Here is a 14580-nt window from a genome sequence, read left to right on the forward strand (position 1 = left end):
CGATCCCGTCACGTGTCGCGGGGCGGCCTGACTTCCGTCACGTGGCCCATCTTGCGGCCGGGGCGCGGCGCACCCTTGCCGTAGATGTGCACGGTCGCGCCCGGCACGCTCAGCCACTTTTCGTAATCGTTGATCTCGTCGCCGATCAAATTGGTCATGGTGACGACCTCGCCGTGGCGCACCGGCTTGCCGAGCGGCCAGCCGGCGATGGCGCGGATGTGCTGCTCGAACTGCGAGACGGAGGCGCCGTCGAGCGTCCAGTGCCCGGAATTGTGCACGCGCGGCGCGATCTCGTTGACCAGCACCTTCGGTCCGGTGCCGCCTGCCAGCACGAACATTTCGACCGCGAGCACGCCGACATAGTCGAGCGCGCTTGCGATTTTGCTCGCGATGCTGCGCGCCTCCTCGGCGAGCGCGTCAGGAATCGGCGCGGGCGCACGCGATATCTTCAGGATGTGGTCGCGGTGCTCGTTCTCGGTGACGTCGAAGCACTCGACCTCGCCCGTGGCCGCGCGCGCGGCGATCACGGAGATCTCGCGCTCGTAGGGCACGAAGGCCTCCAGGATCGCCGATTTGGTGGCGAGGCTGGTCCACACCTTCGCGATGTCGTCGCCCTCGCGGATGATGGCCTGGCCCTTGCCGTCATAGCCGAAGCGGCGGGTTTTCAGCACCGCTGGAAGGCCGATCCTGGCGATCGCCTCGCGCAGCGAGGAGACGGAGGTGACGTCGGCGTAGGCGGCAGTGCCGATCCCGAGCTTCGTCACGAAATCCTTCTCGGCGAGCCGGTCCTGGGTCGTCTCGAGGATCTTGCGGTTGGGCAGCACCGGGCGGCGCGCGTCCAATACCAGCGCGGCTGCCGCCGGCACGTTCTCGAATTCGTAGGTGATGACGTCGACATCATGCGCGAACAATTCGAGCGCCTCGACGTCGGCATATTCGGCGCAGGTCGCGTTCAGCACGACGTCGAAGGCCGGTGAATCCGGATCGGGCGAGAACACCTGGCAGCGCAGGCCGAGTCGCGCCGCGGCCATGGCAAGCATCCGGCCCAATTGTCCGCCGCCGAGGATTCCGATGGTGTCACCGGGCTTCAGCTTCACGTGCCTGGTGTCCGTCACGCCTTGTCCTCCGGCCGCTCGGCGACCGCCTCGGTCTGGGCCTTGCGCCAGGCGGCGAGGCGATCCGACAGGGCGGGGTCGGACAATGCCAGCACGGCGGCTGCCAGCAGCGCGGCATTGATCGCGCCGGCCTTGCCGATGGCGAGGGTGCCGACCGGAATGCCCGCGGGCATCTGGACGATCGAATAGAGCGAATCGACGCCCCTGAGCGTCTTGGATTCGACGGGAACACCAAACACAGGGAGTTCCGTCAGCGCCGCCGCCATGCCGGGCAGATGGGCCGCGCCACCGGCGCCGGCGATGATAATCTTGTAGCCTGCGGCCTTGGCACCCTTGGCGAATGCGAACAGCCGGTCGGGCGTGCGGTGGGCCGAGACGATGCGGCTGTCGGCAGCAATGCCGAGCGCGTCAAGCGTGTCGGCGGCGTGCCGCATCGTGTCCCAGTCCGACTGGCTTCCCATGATGATGGCGATCGGCGCGGTCATGACGTCAATTGTGCCCAGAAAAACAGAGAGATAGGCCAGATTAATGATTCCGGCCGGCGGCTCGCAAGGCGGTGGCAAGGAGAAGGGAATCCACTATCCTGTCTTGGTGAATCCCCGCAAGCCTTCATTGAGCACGATGCCCATGAAGAAACCGAAAAGGGCGAGCCCTGCGAAGGCCAGAAAGGGCCGGAACATGAGCGCCGCCCGATCCAAAGCCGTTTCGAGCCGCGCGGCCAAACGGGCCTTGCGCAGAGCGCCGGCTGCCGATGACGGCAAGGCGATCATCCGCGGCCTCAGGAGCAAGCTCAAGGCGGCCCTGTTGCGGATCTCGGAGCTCGAGGCGGCCGCCGATACCGATTTCCTGCTCGGGATTCCCAACCGGCGCGGTTTCGAGCGCGAGCTCGCGCGCGCCATCGCCTATATGAAGCGCTACCGCGCCAGCGGGGCGCTGATCGTGCTCGACGTCGATCGGCTGAAGCCGATCAACGATTCCTTCGGTCATGCCGCCGGCGATGAGGTGCTCAAGGCGATTGTCGCCACGCTGACGCGACAGATCCGCGCCTCCGACGTGGTCGGCCGGCTCGGGGGCGACGAGTTCGCGCTGCTGCTCTGGAATCTCAGCGAGACCGATGCGAAGGTCAAGGCTGCGGCCTTGGAGAAGGCGATCGACGAATTGTCATTCGTTTTTCGCGGCCAGCACGTGACCGCGGGCGCCTCGGCCGGCGTCGCGCTGCTCGGTCCGCAATCCGCTGCAGGCCGCGCCCTGGAGGAGGCGGATGCCGCCATGTATGTGCGCAAGGCGAGCCGCCGGCACGAGCCGCGGATCAGGCTGGTCGGCGGCGAGCGCTAGTCTAGAGGGTGGCAAGATCTTCCGGCACGGTGCCGAACTTGCGCAGCAGCGTCGCGTCGCCGAATTCGCCGGTCATGGGATCGCCGCTGCGGCTGAACGCGATCGCGCCGATATGGCCGGCGCCGCGCGCCAGCATCTCTGCGCGTCGCAGCGCCGCCGTCGAGGACTGACACTCCTCTGCAGCGCCTGCGACGGGTGATCCGTCGTCATCGATCAAGAAGGGCATTGCAACGTAATAGGTCACATCCGACATGGCGTTGCTCCAAGATTGAAGATTATGCGGCGCTGCTCTTGCTCCGCATCTTGCTGCGCGAGATCTCCGGAATGCAGCCGGCTGAAATCGCCGCCTGCAATTCCTCCAGCTCGGCTTCCAGATATTCGTTGGCCATGATCAGCGCCTTGATGGTGCTGCGCAGATTGCCGTCGCACATCGCGATCGCCTGATCGCAGGCCTGTTCGTAATGGCTGTTGTCGAAAAGGGCGGTTGCCGACATCTGCGTTGTCCTCGTGTGTTGTCCTTGAGCGTTCTCTGAGGTGTTGGGGCGCCCGCGAATGTTCCTATTTTGTTCTTATTGAGTCAAGCGGATTCGGAAGCGGCGGGGCGCCGCGCAAGACCGGCTCACGGTCAGGCGATGATGTCGGGGGTGATCTGGTCTTCGATGAACGCGATGCGGTCGCGCAACAACAGCTTGCGCTTCTTCAGGCGCTGTAACCGCAACAGGTCGGGGGCGGGCGATTGATGCAATGCATCGATCGCCGCATCGAGATCTCGGTGTTCCTGCTGCAACCGGGTGAGCTCGGCTTCGAGCTCACGCTCATCTTCATTGGTCATGTCTGCGGTGGCCGAAAACCGATAGGCGTGAGATCCGGGCTGTGGATGCCCTGTGGAAATTATCGTCCTTGCGCCGCGTGATCGCAAGCGATCTGCGATCCCTCGTCCCCGATCTCCAGCAACATATTTCTGCAGGGAGCTGCGGCGGTGCGTCGGCGTATTGATATCATGGATTTTTCCGGCGTGGTTCCCTTAGTCACGCTTCGTTACATATGAACTTTCAAAAATGACGCTGCAACGACGGATACCCATCGACAGGACGAATCGGTGATGTAGACTTGGTTGTCCGGATCGAATCCTAAAGGTTCACCCTACCGAGGAGGTTTCGAATGACAATTCAGGCACATCTCGTTGAATTGGAACGGAAGCACAAACTTCTCGAGAACGAATTGCACGAAGCTCTCGTGCACCTTTCAACAGACGACCTGCAAATTGTTGAGTTGAAGCGCCGGAAGTTGATGGTCAAGGACCAGATCGAGCGTCTGAAGCAATCTGGCGACACGCTCCACTAGTAACCCCCGTGACAGTGTAGAGTTGATCACGTCCTTCACGCAGGGATGAGAGCATCCGTGCTCATCCCTGCTGCAAGGTGTGTACCGTGCAACACGGTTGTGCGGCGCTCACTCTTGCTTGGACCCGTGGCTCTCGACGCGCACACTTATCCGCTTCTCGAAACACTGTCGATATCTGCGAGCTCGGCGACGTGATCGGCGATCGCGAGCGAGGACGTCAGTCCCGGCGATTCGATGCCGAACAGATTGATCAGGCCTGCAACGCCGTGATCGCGCGGGCCCTGCATCAAGAAATCCTGCGTGGCCACGGCCGGCGGCACGATCTTCGGGCGGATGCCCGAATAGCTCGGCATCAGCGCGCCGTCAGGCAGCGTCGGCCAGTATTTGCGGATCGCGGGATAGAAGCGCTCGGCGCGTGACGGATCGACCTCGTAGTCGATCGTCTCGATCCATTCGACGTCAGGCCCGAAGCGCGCCTGTCCTGCCATGTCCAGCGTCAGGTGCACGCCCAGGCCGCCGGGCTCGGGCACCGGATAGATCAGGCGCGAGAACGGCGCCCTGGCGTTGCAGCTGAAGTAGTTTCCCTTGGCGAGATAGGCCGGCGGAATCCGGTCCAGCGGCATGCCGTCGATGCTGCGCGCCACATGCGTTGCCGACAGCCCCGCGGCGTTGACGAGGAGGCTGCATTGCAGCGTCATCGGTGCCTCGCCGCCGGCATCGATCTCGATGAGGCCGGCCGCCGCCTTGGCACGGATCAGCGGGGTGTGAAACGCGAAAGCTGCGCCGGCGTCCTCGGCTTCGCCGCGCAGCGAGAGCATGTAGGAATGGCTGTCGATGATGCCCGTCGACGGTGACAGCAGCGCGGCGTCGCAGGCGAGCGCCGGCTCCAGCGCGCGTGCGGCCTCGCCCGAGAGCAGCTGCATGTCGAGCACGCCGTTGGCCTCGGCATGCGCCTTGATCGATTGCAGCTTCTCGGTCTCCTTCGGGCTGGTCGCGACGATCAGCTTGCCGCAATTTTTGTGCGGGATGCCGCGCTCGGCGCAGTAGCGGTACAGCGCGTGCTTGCCTGCCACGCACATGCGCGCCATCCAGCTCCCGGCCCGGTAGTAGATGCCGGCATGGATCACCTCGCTGTTGCGCGAGGAGGTGACGGTGCCGATCGCCTCGGCTTCCTCGAGCACGATCACCTCGCGCCCGGCCTGGGCGAGCTTCCGGGCCACCGCGAGCCCGACCACGCCGGCTCCGATGACGACGCAATCGACCCTATCCATGGTTGTGCAGGATACCAGTTGGAAGCACCGGTGGCGCACGGTCCGGATGCGGCGGCGCAGGCGGGGCTTCCGTTAAGAAGTCGTTTATCATGTCAGGGCAATTGCCGCATTTTATGTCACATTATTCTGTTGTGCCCACAGGCGTTTACCCGATCCAAACCCGCGAGGCCAGACAATCCGACGTTGAAATCGCGGGTGGCTGATGGCTGAGAAGAACTGGCACGTGGGCAGCACGCTTTCGATTGCTGTGCACGCCCTCCTATGCCTGGCCGTTACGGGCGCGCCTGCGCGCGCCTTTGCGGCATCGTACAGCCTTGCCGTTCCGGGCGATCTCACCAGGCTTGATCCCGGCGTGATCTGGGAAGCCCTCATCGCGGGCATCGTGGTCTGCTCGTTCCTCGCCGCGATCGGGCTGTGGATCCATTCCTCGCTGCGCCGGTCCAGCCGTTTGCAGCTGCGTCGCAACGCCTTCATCTCCTCCGCCATGAACAACCTCAACCAGGGCGTGGTGATGACGGATGCGCAGCGCCTCGTCATCTTCTGCAATGACCGCTATCTCGAGATCTATGGCCTGACGCGATCCGACCTCCGGCCCAACATGACCGGTTGCGACATCCTGAGGCTGCGCCGCGAGCGCGGAGTGCTCGGCGTCACCGATGACGAATTTTACCGGAAGGCATCGAGCGCCAATGGCCTGACCACGGAACTGCCGGACGGACGGGCTATCCTGGTGAAGTATTTCGTGTTGCCGAACGGCGGCTCGGTGGCGACCCATCTCGACGTCACCGAGCAGCGCAACCTGTCGCGGCAGCTCGCCTCCACCAAGCAGTTCCTGGAATCGGTGCTCGATCATGTGCCGGCCTGCGTGGCGGCCAAGAACATCGAGGACGGCTGCTACATCTTCGCCAACAGCGCCTATGAGAAGTTCTGGGGATTGTCGCGGGACTTCGCCGTCGGCAGGAATGCACGGGAGCTGTTTGCGTCGGCCTCGGCGGCCAGCATCGAGGCCGCTGACCAGGCCGCGCTCAATTCGCCGGATGGCCAGCACCGCAATGAGTTCGAGGTGGATCGTGCCGGCGCGCGGCGCATGGTCGCCTCGATCCGGATCGTGGTCCGCAACGAGAGCAACAAGCCCGAATTTCTGCTCATCCTGTTCGAGGACATCACCGACCGCCGCTCGCTGTCGCAGGAGCTGGAGAGCACCAAGAAGTTCCTCGAGCTCGTGGTCGACAACATCCCGGTTGCGCTGATCGTGGAGCAGGTCAAGGATGGCCGCTATCTGCTCGCCAACCGCAGCGCGGAGACGATCCTCAACCGCAGGCGCGAGGAAGCCACCGGACTGACCGCGTCCGACATCTTCAACGCCAAGGAAGCCAAGCTGATCGTCGCGCGCGACGAGGCCGCGATCAAGAAGCGCGGGATGATCACCGAGGAGCATCCGATCTCCACCAAGGGCGGCCTGCGGCTGTTCCTGACCCGCCGCGCCACTGTGGTCAACGATGCCGGCGAGCCGCAATATCTGATCAAGACCCACGAGGATGTCACCGACCGCCGGCAGACCGAGTCGCGCATGGCGCACATGGCCTATCACGACGGCCTCACCGATCTGCCGAATCGCGCCGCCTTCCTGCAGGCTCTGACCCAGATGATCGAGGCTTGCGAGGGCACCCGCGAGGAGTTCGCCGTTCTCTGCGTCGACCTCGACGGCCTCAAGGAGGTCAACGACGTCTTCGGCCATGCGCTCGGCGACAAGCTCCTGATCGAGGTCGCCCATCGGCTCCAGGATTCCGCACGCGGCGGCGTGGTGGCGCGCCTGTCCGGGGACGAGTTCGGCCTGATCATCGACGGCAAGCAGCCCGAGGCCGGCCTCGCGCTGGCGCAGCAGATCGGCGAAGCCGTCGCGAAGGATTTTCAGATCGACGGCCGGCCGGTCCGCGCCGGCATCACCACGGGCATGTCGGTCTTTCCCCACAATGGCACCGATGGCGCCTCGCTGCTCGCCAATGCCGGCGCGGCGCTGTTCCGCGCCAAGCAGAAGTCGCGCGGCACGATCAGCCTCTACCAGCCCGAGATGGACCAGCAGATCCGCGACCGCCGCGTGCTGCACCAGGACCTCTCCATGGCGGTCAAGAACGGCGAGCTCTCGCTCGCCTTCCAGCCGCAGGGGGCCGCGGGCCACAGCGTCGCCGAGAGCGAGATCATCGGCTTCGAGGCGCTGGCGCGCTGGCAGCATCCGGTGCGCGGCCAGGTTTCGCCGGCCGAATTCATTCCCATCGCCGAGGAGAGCGGCCTCATCGTCGAGATGGGCGAGTGGATCCTGCGCGAGGCCTGCCGCGAGGCGGCGTCCTGGCCGAAGCCGCTGCAGGTCGCGGTCAATCTGTCGCCGGCGCAGTTCATGCACGGCGACGTGGTCGGCCTCGTCCATTCGATCCTGATCGAGACGGGCCTCGCACCCGGCCGGCTCGAGCTCGAGATCACCGAAGGTGTTCTGATCGAGGATTTCGATCGCGGCCTTGCGCTGCTGCGCCGCCTGAAGGCGCTCGGCGTGCGCATCTCCATGGACGATTTCGGCAGCGGCTATTCTTCGCTGAGCTATCTCCAGGCGTTCCCGTTCGACAAGATCAAGATCGACCGCGCCTTCATCATCAATCTCGGCCGCAACCCGCAATCGGCGGCGATCGTGCGCGCCGTCATCGACCTCGGCCACGGCCTCGAAATGTCGATCATCGCCGAGGGCGTCGAGACGCTCGACCAGCTCGCCTTCCTCGCCAAGGAAGGCTGTGACGGGGTGCAGGGCTATCTGCTCGGCAAGCCGTTGCCGATCGGCAAATATGCCGGGCTCGTCGGCCGCGCCGAAGCCATGGAGCTTGCGCTGAAGACCGGTTAGAGCGTTTTCGAGCGAAGTGGACAGCGGCTCGCGTCAAGAAAACGCGTCAGAATATGAATCTAGAGCCACCGTTCCGATTTCATCGGAACGGAAATCGCTCTAGTGGATGGGAGTGCTTCGCTCCCATTCGACGGCTTCATGGCGGATTACGACCTCGCGATCATCGGCGGCGGCCTGAACGGCGTCAGCCTCGCCCGCGATGCGGCGGGCCGCGGCCTGCGGGTGATCCTGTTCGAGCAGGGCGATCTCGGCGGCGCGGCGTCGTCGGCCACACCGCGGCTGATCCACGGCGATCTCTCGGTGCTGGAGCGCCGCGGCTTTTGGCGGGTGCGCCGGGCACTGGCCGAGCGCCGGACCTGGCTCGCCATCGCGCCGCATCTGGTGCGGCCGATGCGTTTCGTGATTCCTGCACATGTGGACGAGCGTCCGCCGTGGCTGCTGCGGGCCGGCCTGTTTCTTTATGACGTCCTCGCCGGCCGGAGCGGCCTGCCCGGATCGACGACCCTCGACATCACCCATCACCCGGTCGGCAACGCGCTGAAGCGCCCGTTCGGCACGGCGTTCGAATATTCGGACTGTATCGTCGACGATTCCCGCCTTGTCGTGCTCACGGCGCTGGACGCCGCCGAGCGTGGTGCGACGATCCGGACCGGGGCGCGCTGCGTGCGTGCCGACCGAACCGACATCTGGCGGCTCGCCGTGGTCGATCGCGGCCACCGCCGCTCCGTTACAGCAAGGGCGCTGGCCAATACCAGTGGCGGCTGGACCTCGATCGTCGCGGAGACCGTCCTGCGCCAGCCGCAGCCCGCCGCGACGGCCATGCAGATGAGCCAGATCATCGTGCCCAGGCTATTCGATTCAGACAATGTCTACGTGTTCCAGAACAACGACGGCCGACTGATCTTCGCAAGCCCGTTTGAGCGCGCGTTCACGCTGATCGGCACAGTCACGCACGATTTCACCGGCGACCCCGCCATCGTGGCGGTGCGAGGGGCCGATGTCGGTTATCTCTGCGAAGCGGCGAGCCGCTACTTCCGCGAGCGCGTCGCCCCGACCGACGTGGTCCGGACGGTCTGCGGCGTCAATCTGAGGCCCGCGTCCGCGCGGCAACGCGAGGGCACAACCCTGTTCCACGCGCGCCGGCGCAAGGCACCGCTGATCACGATGTTCGGCGGCGACCTCACCACCGCGCGCCGGCGCGCCGAGCGGGCGGTGACGAGGCTGACGCCGTTCTATCCGATGTCGCCGCCCTGGACCGCCGGCGCAGCGCTGCCAGGTGGAGATTTCGCCTGGGATCGTTTCGACACCGAGGTCGACCGCGCACGCGAGCGCTGGCGCTTTCTGTCCGAGCCGGAAGCCCAGCGCCTGGTCGCGGCCTACGGCTCGCGATTGGCGGCCGTGCTCGGTGAAGCAAGGACGCGCAAAGAGCTTGGCCCAGCCTTCGGTCCCGAACTGACCGGCGCGGAGGTGCGATATCTCATGACCTGCGAGTGGGCGCGTTTTCCGGATGACGTTCTGTGGCGCCGTTCCAAGCTGGGCCTGACAATGCCTGCGGCGGACCACGACGCGCTGGCGGCGTTCATGGCGGATGTGAGCCGGTCACTGGTGTAGCCCGGATGGAGCGAAGCGAAATCCGGGAGAGTCTCTGCGCCGGCGAACAGCCCCGGATTCCGCTTCGCTCCATCCGGGCTACGGCGGCGCGATGTAAGTTTTCCCCGAACCGGTTGAGCTAAACACGATCGGCCGCTAGCGTGCGGCGGAATCGGGGTTGGCAGGGACCATGGCGGAAGAATTGCCCGGAACGAACGTTGCGGCTGAAACGGCTGGCGGAGACGCATGTCCGGCGGCCGGCCAGCCGCTGCTGCGCATCGAGGGCGTCGCCAAGACCTTTGGCACGTTCCGCGCCGTCGACGGCGTGTCGCTCGATATCAAGGCCGGCGAGTTCTTCGCGCTGCTCGGCCCGAGCGGCTGCGGCAAGACCACGCTCTTGCGCATGCTCGCGGGCTTCGAGGCGCCGGACGAGGGGCGTATCCTGCTCGGCGGCAAGGATATCGCGCAGGCGCTGCCGCACGAGCGCCCGATCAACATGATGTTCCAGAACTATGCGCTGTTCCCGCATCTGTCGGCACGCGACAACATTGCCTTCGGCCTGAAGCGCGCCGGCATGCCGCGTGCCGACATCGCCACGCGCGTCGCGGAGATGGTGGCGCTGGTCAAGCTCGAGGGATTGGAGAAGCGCAAGCCGGACCAGTTGTCCGGCGGTCAGCGCCAGCGCGTGGCGCTCGCCCGCGCATTGGCGCGCCGCCCTCAGCTCCTGCTGCTCGACGAGCCGCTCGCAGCCCTCGACAAGAAGCTTCGCGAAAACACGCAAGCCGAGCTGATGGAACTGCAGCGGCGGCTCGGCATGACCTTCATCATCGTCACCCACGACCAGGAGGAGGCGATGACGATGGCGAGCCGGATCGGCGTGATGAAATCAGGCAAGCTCGCCCAGGTCGCGAACCCCCGCGAGCTCTATGAGGCGCCGCGCTCGCGCTGGATCGCCGAGTTCGTCGGCGACATCAACCTGTTCGACGGCGAGTCAAAATTGCGCGACGGTCATCGTCTGGTCATCGGCACGCGCGATGCGGGGGCGCTGGTGGTGGCCGAGCCGCGTGAGGCGGTCGGCACCGGAAAACTGGCGGTCGCGATCCGCCCCGAGAAGGTCAAGCTGTCGCGCCGCGGCCCGGCCAACGAGGCCGGTCGTGAGACGGCGATCAACACCCTCGAGGGCGTGATCGCGGACATCTGCTATCTCGGCGGCACCACCACCTATAAGGTGAAGCTCGACACCGGCGGGATGCTGCAGGCGTCGGTCGCTAACAGCGCGCGGCTGGACGTCGACGCCTACAGCCTGAACCAGCATGTCGTCGCCTGGTTCACGCCCGACGATTGCGTGGTGCTGCAATCATGAGCTCGCGCCGCATCTTCGCAAAGCCGGCGCGCTTCGCGGCCATCGCGCCCTATGTCTGGATGGTGCTATTCTTCCTGGTGCCGTTCGGCTTCGTGCTCAAGATCAGCCTGTCGCAGACCGCGATCGCGCAGCCGCCTTACGAGCCGGTGTTCGACCTCACGGCGGGATGGGACGCGCTGAAGGCAGCGTTCGCTGCGCTCTCGGTCGACAATTTCAAGCTGCTCGCCTCCGACGACATTTACGTCTTCGCCTATGTCCGCAGCCTCACCGTCGCCCTCATGGCCACCGCGCTGCTGCTCCTGATCGGCTATCCCATCGCCTACGGGATGGCGCGGCTGCCGCAGCGCTGGCAGGCGGTGGCGATGGTGCTGGTGATCGTGCCGTTTTGGACCTCGTTCCTGATCCGCATCTACGCCTGGATCAACATCCTCCAGCACGACGGCCTGCTGAACCAGGTCCTGCTGGCGCTGCATCTGGTCAGCCAGCCCGTGGTGTGGCTCTCCACCGACACCGCGATGTATATCGGCATCGTCTATTCCTATCTGCCGTTCATGATCCTGCCGCTCTACGCGACGCTCGCCAAGATGGAGCCGGCGCTGGAAGAGGCGGCTTCCGATCTCGGCGCGCCGCCCTGGCAGGTGTTCTGGCTTGTCACTTTCCCCATGTCGCTGCCCGGCGTCGGCGCCGGCGTGCTGTTGTGCTTCATCCCGATCGTCGGCGAGTTCGTGATTCCGGATCTTCTGGCCGGCTCCAATTCGCTGATGATCGGCCAGACCCTGTGGCTCGAATTCTTCACCAACAAGGACTGGCCGGTTGCCTCGGCTGCGGCGATCGTGCTGCTGGTCGTGCTGCTGCTGCCGCTGCTCTTGTACGAGCGGCTGCAGAAGCGGCAGCTGGAACAGGGGCGCTGAGACGATGCGCAAGGTCTCCCGCCTGTCCCGCTTCAACATCGCCTCGCTGGCACTCGGGCTGGCCTTTCTCTATTTGCCGATCCTGATCCTCGTGCTCTACTCCTTCAATGCCTCGCGTCTGGTGACGGTGTGGGGCGGCTGGTCGCTGCGCTGGTATCATGAGTTGTTCAACGATCGCGCCATGATCGAGGCGGCCTGGATGAGCCTGCGGGTCGCTGTCGCCTCCGCGACGATCGCGACGCTGCTCGGCACGCTCGCAGCGGTGGCGCTGTCGCGCGGTGAACGCTTTCGTGGTCGCACCCTGTTCTCAGGCATGCTCTACGCACCGCTGGTGATGCCGGAGGTGATCACCGGATTGTCGCTGCTCTTGCTGTTCGTTGCGCTGAACGCCGAGCGCGGTTTCTGGACGGTGACGATCGCCCACACCACGCTCACCATGTGCTTCGTCACGGTGGTCGTGCAGTCGCGCCTCGGCTCGCTCGATCGCTCGCTGGAGGAGGCGGCGATGGATCTCGGCTGCAATCCCGTCGGTGCGTTCGTTGCCGTAACGCTGCCGCTGATCGCCCCTGCAATCGTCGCCGGCTGGATGCTGGCGTTCACGCTGTCGCTCGACGACCTCGTGATCGCGAGCTTCACCACCGGCCCAGGCTCGGCGACGCTGCCGATCCGTATCTATTCGGAGGTGCGGCTCGGCGTGAAGCCCGAGATCAACGCGATCTGCACGCTGGTGATCGCGCTGATCGCGGTCGTCATCGTCATTGCCTCGCTCGCCTCGAAGCTGTCGAGCTCGCGAGGTGAGAGCGCTGCGCCGCTGTAGGCTCTGCTGTCATTGCGAGGAGTTCTTGCGACGAAGCAATCCAGTCTGTCTCTGCAGTAGTCTGGATTGCTTCGCGGAGCTTGTGATCGGGCCGCGCTCCGCGCGGACCCGGTGGCTCGCAATGACGAAAGAAGAGCTTACGACTTCACCGCACCCGCCGTGAGCCCGCCCACCATGTAGCGGCGGAAGGCGTAATAGACCGCGGCCGGCGGCAGCGCGTAGATGAAGCCCGTCGTCATCAGCAGCTCCCACGGCGAGTCGTCGGCGGCGAGGAAGTTGCCGAGCGCGACGGGAAGGGTGATGTCGCGGTCGTTCGACAGCAGCAGGAACGCGTAGAGATACTCGTTCCAAGCCAGCAGCACCGCATAGGTGCCGATCGCGACCAGCGAGGGCATCATCAGCGGCAAATAGACCAGGCGGAAGATCTGCAGCGTGGTGGCGCCGTCCATCACGGCGGCTTCGTCCAGCTCCACCGGCAGCTTGTCCGAGGCCTGCTTCAGCACCCAGATCGCGTAAGGCGAGGCGATCGTCACCATGGCCAGGATCAGCGACCAGTGATTGTTGAGCAGGCCGTAATTGCCCATCGTGCGATACATCGGCACGGCGAGAAACGCCGCGGGAATGAAATAGGTGAAGAGCGCGAGGTTCAGCACGGCGCGGCCGCCCGGCACCTTCAATCGCGAAATCGCGAACGCCGCGGCGGTCGCGATGAACAGCGTGAGCACGCCCACGGAGACTGCGATCAGCGTCGAATTCCAGAACTGGGCGTAGAAGTCGCGCAGGAAGTAGTGCTGCTGCTTGAACACGATTTCGAAGTTGTGCAGCGTCGGATGGTCCGGCCACAGCTTGCCCGAGAACGCGTCCTCCTTCGGGGAGATCGCGAACAGGAACATGTGGTAGATCGGGATCATCGTCCACAGGAAGACGGGAATGCCGATCAGCAGCAGCCGCGCTTCCGTCGCGACGTCACGGAGGGAGGGAAGCTTCATCGCGACAACCGTTTCATCATGAAGTAAACCAGTGGCAGGACGAACGGCATCGCGCAGACGATGGATGCCATCGCGAGCGAGAGCTGGTCGAGCCGAAGATAGCGGATGCCGAGCGTCGCCAGCACGTGCGTGAGGTCGGCAGGTCCGCCGCCGGTGAGCAGGTAGACGCTGTTGAAATCGCCCAGCGTCCAAATCATCGAGAGCAGCGTGCAGGTGACGTAGAGCGTCTGCATCGACGGCCAGGTGATGTAGCGGAATTTCTGCCACCAGCTGGCACCGTCGACCTCGGCGGCCTCGAACAGATCGTGCGAGATCGCAAGGCGCCCGGTGATCAGGATCAGCGTCCAGAACGGCAGCGACTTCCAGATGTGCACGGCGATCGCCATGCACAGCGCGACGGTCGGGTCGTTCAGCCAGTTCGGGCCGTCATCGCCGGTCAGGGAGAAGATGAAGTGGTTGACCATGCCCCATTCGGGATTGAGCATGAAGCGCACCGACAGGATGGTCGGGATCGACGGCACCGCCCAGGGCAGGATGAAGATCACCGACAGCCATCTGATCCAGGTGCGCTGCTGCGCGAAGAAGCCGGACAGGAACAGCGCAATCATCATCTTGATGTTGATGCCGACGACCAGGAAGATCAGCGTGTTGATTGCAGCGCGTGCGAAGATCGGGTCGTGATACAGCGCCACATAGTTCCCCGGATCGCGTGCCAGCCAGAGCCCGTAGCAGACGGGGTAGACGACAAAGGCAAGGAAGACGAGCAGATAAGGTGTTAGCAGGAGGATGCCCCAGACCTGCGCCGGGGTCAGCCGCGACGACAGGGGCGGGCCGGGTATTGCCTGATCGCCAGAGAGCGTGATCGCCATTCTTTCGGACTCTTCAAAGAGAAGCCGGCCGCGAGACGCGGCCGGTGTTGTTGTTGTTGCACTCTCCCCCGCAACGCGGAGAGATGGGC

General features: G+C 64.9%; 15 protein-coding genes. 7 read left to right on the top strand and 8 right to left on the bottom strand.

Annotation, left to right across the window (positions count from 1 at the left end; translation table 11 throughout):
* Nucleotides 1–8: 8 nt before the first annotated feature.
* Together XF30_RS09600 and purE are read right to left on the bottom strand one after the other, a co-directional pair.
* Nucleotides 9–1115 carry a 5-(carboxyamino)imidazole ribonucleotide synthase gene (locus tag XF30_RS09600; protein WP_109142522.1) on the bottom strand — a complete coding sequence of 369 codons (1107 nt, stop codon included), beginning with the start codon at nt 1113–1115 and terminating at the stop codon, nt 9–11.
* Nucleotides 1112–1600 (bottom strand): 5-(carboxyamino)imidazole ribonucleotide mutase, encoded by a 489-nt coding sequence (gene purE, locus XF30_RS09605; protein WP_036021962.1) that lies wholly within the window; start codon nt 1598–1600, stop codon nt 1112–1114. Before purE ends, XF30_RS09600 begins: the two co-directional genes overlap by 4 nt.
* A gap of 142 nt (nt 1601–1742) precedes the next feature.
* On the opposite strand from purE, the gene XF30_RS09610 reads away from it, so the two are divergent.
* Nucleotides 1743–2450, top strand: a complete 708-nt coding sequence (locus XF30_RS09610) for a GGDEF domain-containing protein (protein WP_192893086.1) — start codon at nt 1743–1745, stop codon at nt 2448–2450.
* Nucleotide 2451: 1 nt separating this feature from the next.
* Here XF30_RS09610 and XF30_RS09615 read toward each other — a convergent pair whose 3' ends face one another.
* The 3 genes from XF30_RS09615 to XF30_RS09625 all read right to left on the bottom strand — a co-directional run bounded on the left by XF30_RS09615 (nt 2452) and on the right by XF30_RS09625 (nt 3282).
* Complete coding sequence (locus tag XF30_RS09615) at nt 2452–2703, bottom strand: hypothetical protein (protein WP_035998722.1); 252 nt, start codon at nt 2701–2703, stop codon at nt 2452–2454.
* A 22-nt stretch (nt 2704–2725) separates the two neighbouring features.
* On the bottom strand, nt 2726–2944 hold the full coding sequence (locus XF30_RS09620; RefSeq protein WP_035998725.1) for a hypothetical protein: 219 nt from the start codon (nt 2942–2944) through the stop codon (nt 2726–2728).
* 131 nt (nt 2945–3075) lie between these two features.
* Nucleotides 3076–3282 carry a YdcH family protein gene (locus tag XF30_RS09625; protein WP_008546179.1) on the bottom strand — a complete coding sequence of 69 codons (207 nt, stop codon included), beginning with the start codon at nt 3280–3282 and terminating at the stop codon, nt 3076–3078.
* Between the two features lie 329 nt (nt 3283–3611).
* On the opposite strand from XF30_RS09625, the gene XF30_RS09630 reads away from it, so the two are divergent.
* The gene (locus XF30_RS09630; protein WP_008546178.1) at nt 3612–3794 is read left to right on the top strand and encodes a YdcH family protein; all 183 of its coding nucleotides are present in this window, start codon (nt 3612–3614) and stop codon (nt 3792–3794) included.
* Between the two features lie 146 nt (nt 3795–3940).
* Here the strand turns inward: XF30_RS09630 and XF30_RS09635 are convergent, their stop codons facing one another.
* A complete protein-coding gene (locus tag XF30_RS09635) occupies nt 3941–5065 on the bottom strand; it encodes an NAD(P)/FAD-dependent oxidoreductase (RefSeq protein WP_036021966.1) in 1125 nt (374 codons plus the stop codon).
* 202 nt (nt 5066–5267) lie between these two features.
* Between XF30_RS09635 and XF30_RS09640 the strand changes: the two genes are divergently transcribed.
* The 5 genes from XF30_RS09640 (at nt 5268) to XF30_RS09660 (ending at nt 12633) form a co-directional block, all read left to right on the top strand.
* Nucleotides 5268–7952 carry an EAL domain-containing protein gene (locus XF30_RS09640; RefSeq protein ID WP_109142523.1) on the top strand — a complete coding sequence of 895 codons (2685 nt, stop codon included), beginning with the start codon at nt 5268–5270 and terminating at the stop codon, nt 7950–7952.
* Nucleotides 7953–8090: 138 nt separating this feature from the next.
* Nucleotides 8091–9563 (top strand): glycerol-3-phosphate dehydrogenase, encoded by a 1473-nt coding sequence (locus XF30_RS09645; RefSeq protein WP_109142524.1) that lies wholly within the window; start codon nt 8091–8093, stop codon nt 9561–9563.
* Nucleotides 9564–9732: 169 nt separating this feature from the next.
* Nucleotides 9733–10905, top strand: coding sequence for an ABC transporter ATP-binding protein (locus XF30_RS09650; RefSeq protein WP_109142525.1), 1173 nt, complete (start codon nt 9733–9735; stop codon nt 10903–10905).
* Complete coding sequence (locus XF30_RS09655) at nt 10902–11816, top strand: ABC transporter permease (protein WP_109142526.1); 915 nt, start codon at nt 10902–10904, stop codon at nt 11814–11816. Before XF30_RS09650 ends, XF30_RS09655 begins: the two co-directional genes overlap by 4 nt.
* Before the next feature lie 4 nt (nt 11817–11820).
* Nucleotides 11821–12633, top strand: a complete 813-nt coding sequence (locus XF30_RS09660; protein WP_109142527.1) for an ABC transporter permease — start codon at nt 11821–11823, stop codon at nt 12631–12633.
* 137 nt (nt 12634–12770) lie between these two features.
* Here the strand turns inward: XF30_RS09660 and XF30_RS09665 are convergent, their stop codons facing one another.
* Together XF30_RS09665 and XF30_RS09670 are read right to left on the bottom strand one after the other, a co-directional pair.
* A complete protein-coding gene (locus tag XF30_RS09665; protein WP_035998760.1) occupies nt 12771–13622 on the bottom strand; it encodes a carbohydrate ABC transporter permease in 852 nt (283 codons plus the stop codon).
* Nucleotides 13619–14491 (bottom strand): carbohydrate ABC transporter permease, encoded by an 873-nt coding sequence (locus XF30_RS09670; RefSeq protein ID WP_109142528.1) that lies wholly within the window; start codon nt 14489–14491, stop codon nt 13619–13621. The genes XF30_RS09665 and XF30_RS09670 overlap by 4 nt, the downstream gene beginning before the upstream one ends.
* Between the last annotated feature and the right edge of the window lie 89 nt (nt 14492–14580).

It is taken from the genome of Bradyrhizobium sp. SUTN9-2, assembly GCF_003122645.1.
GTDB classification, from domain to species: domain Bacteria; phylum Pseudomonadota; class Alphaproteobacteria; order Rhizobiales; family Xanthobacteraceae; genus Bradyrhizobium; species Bradyrhizobium yuanmingense.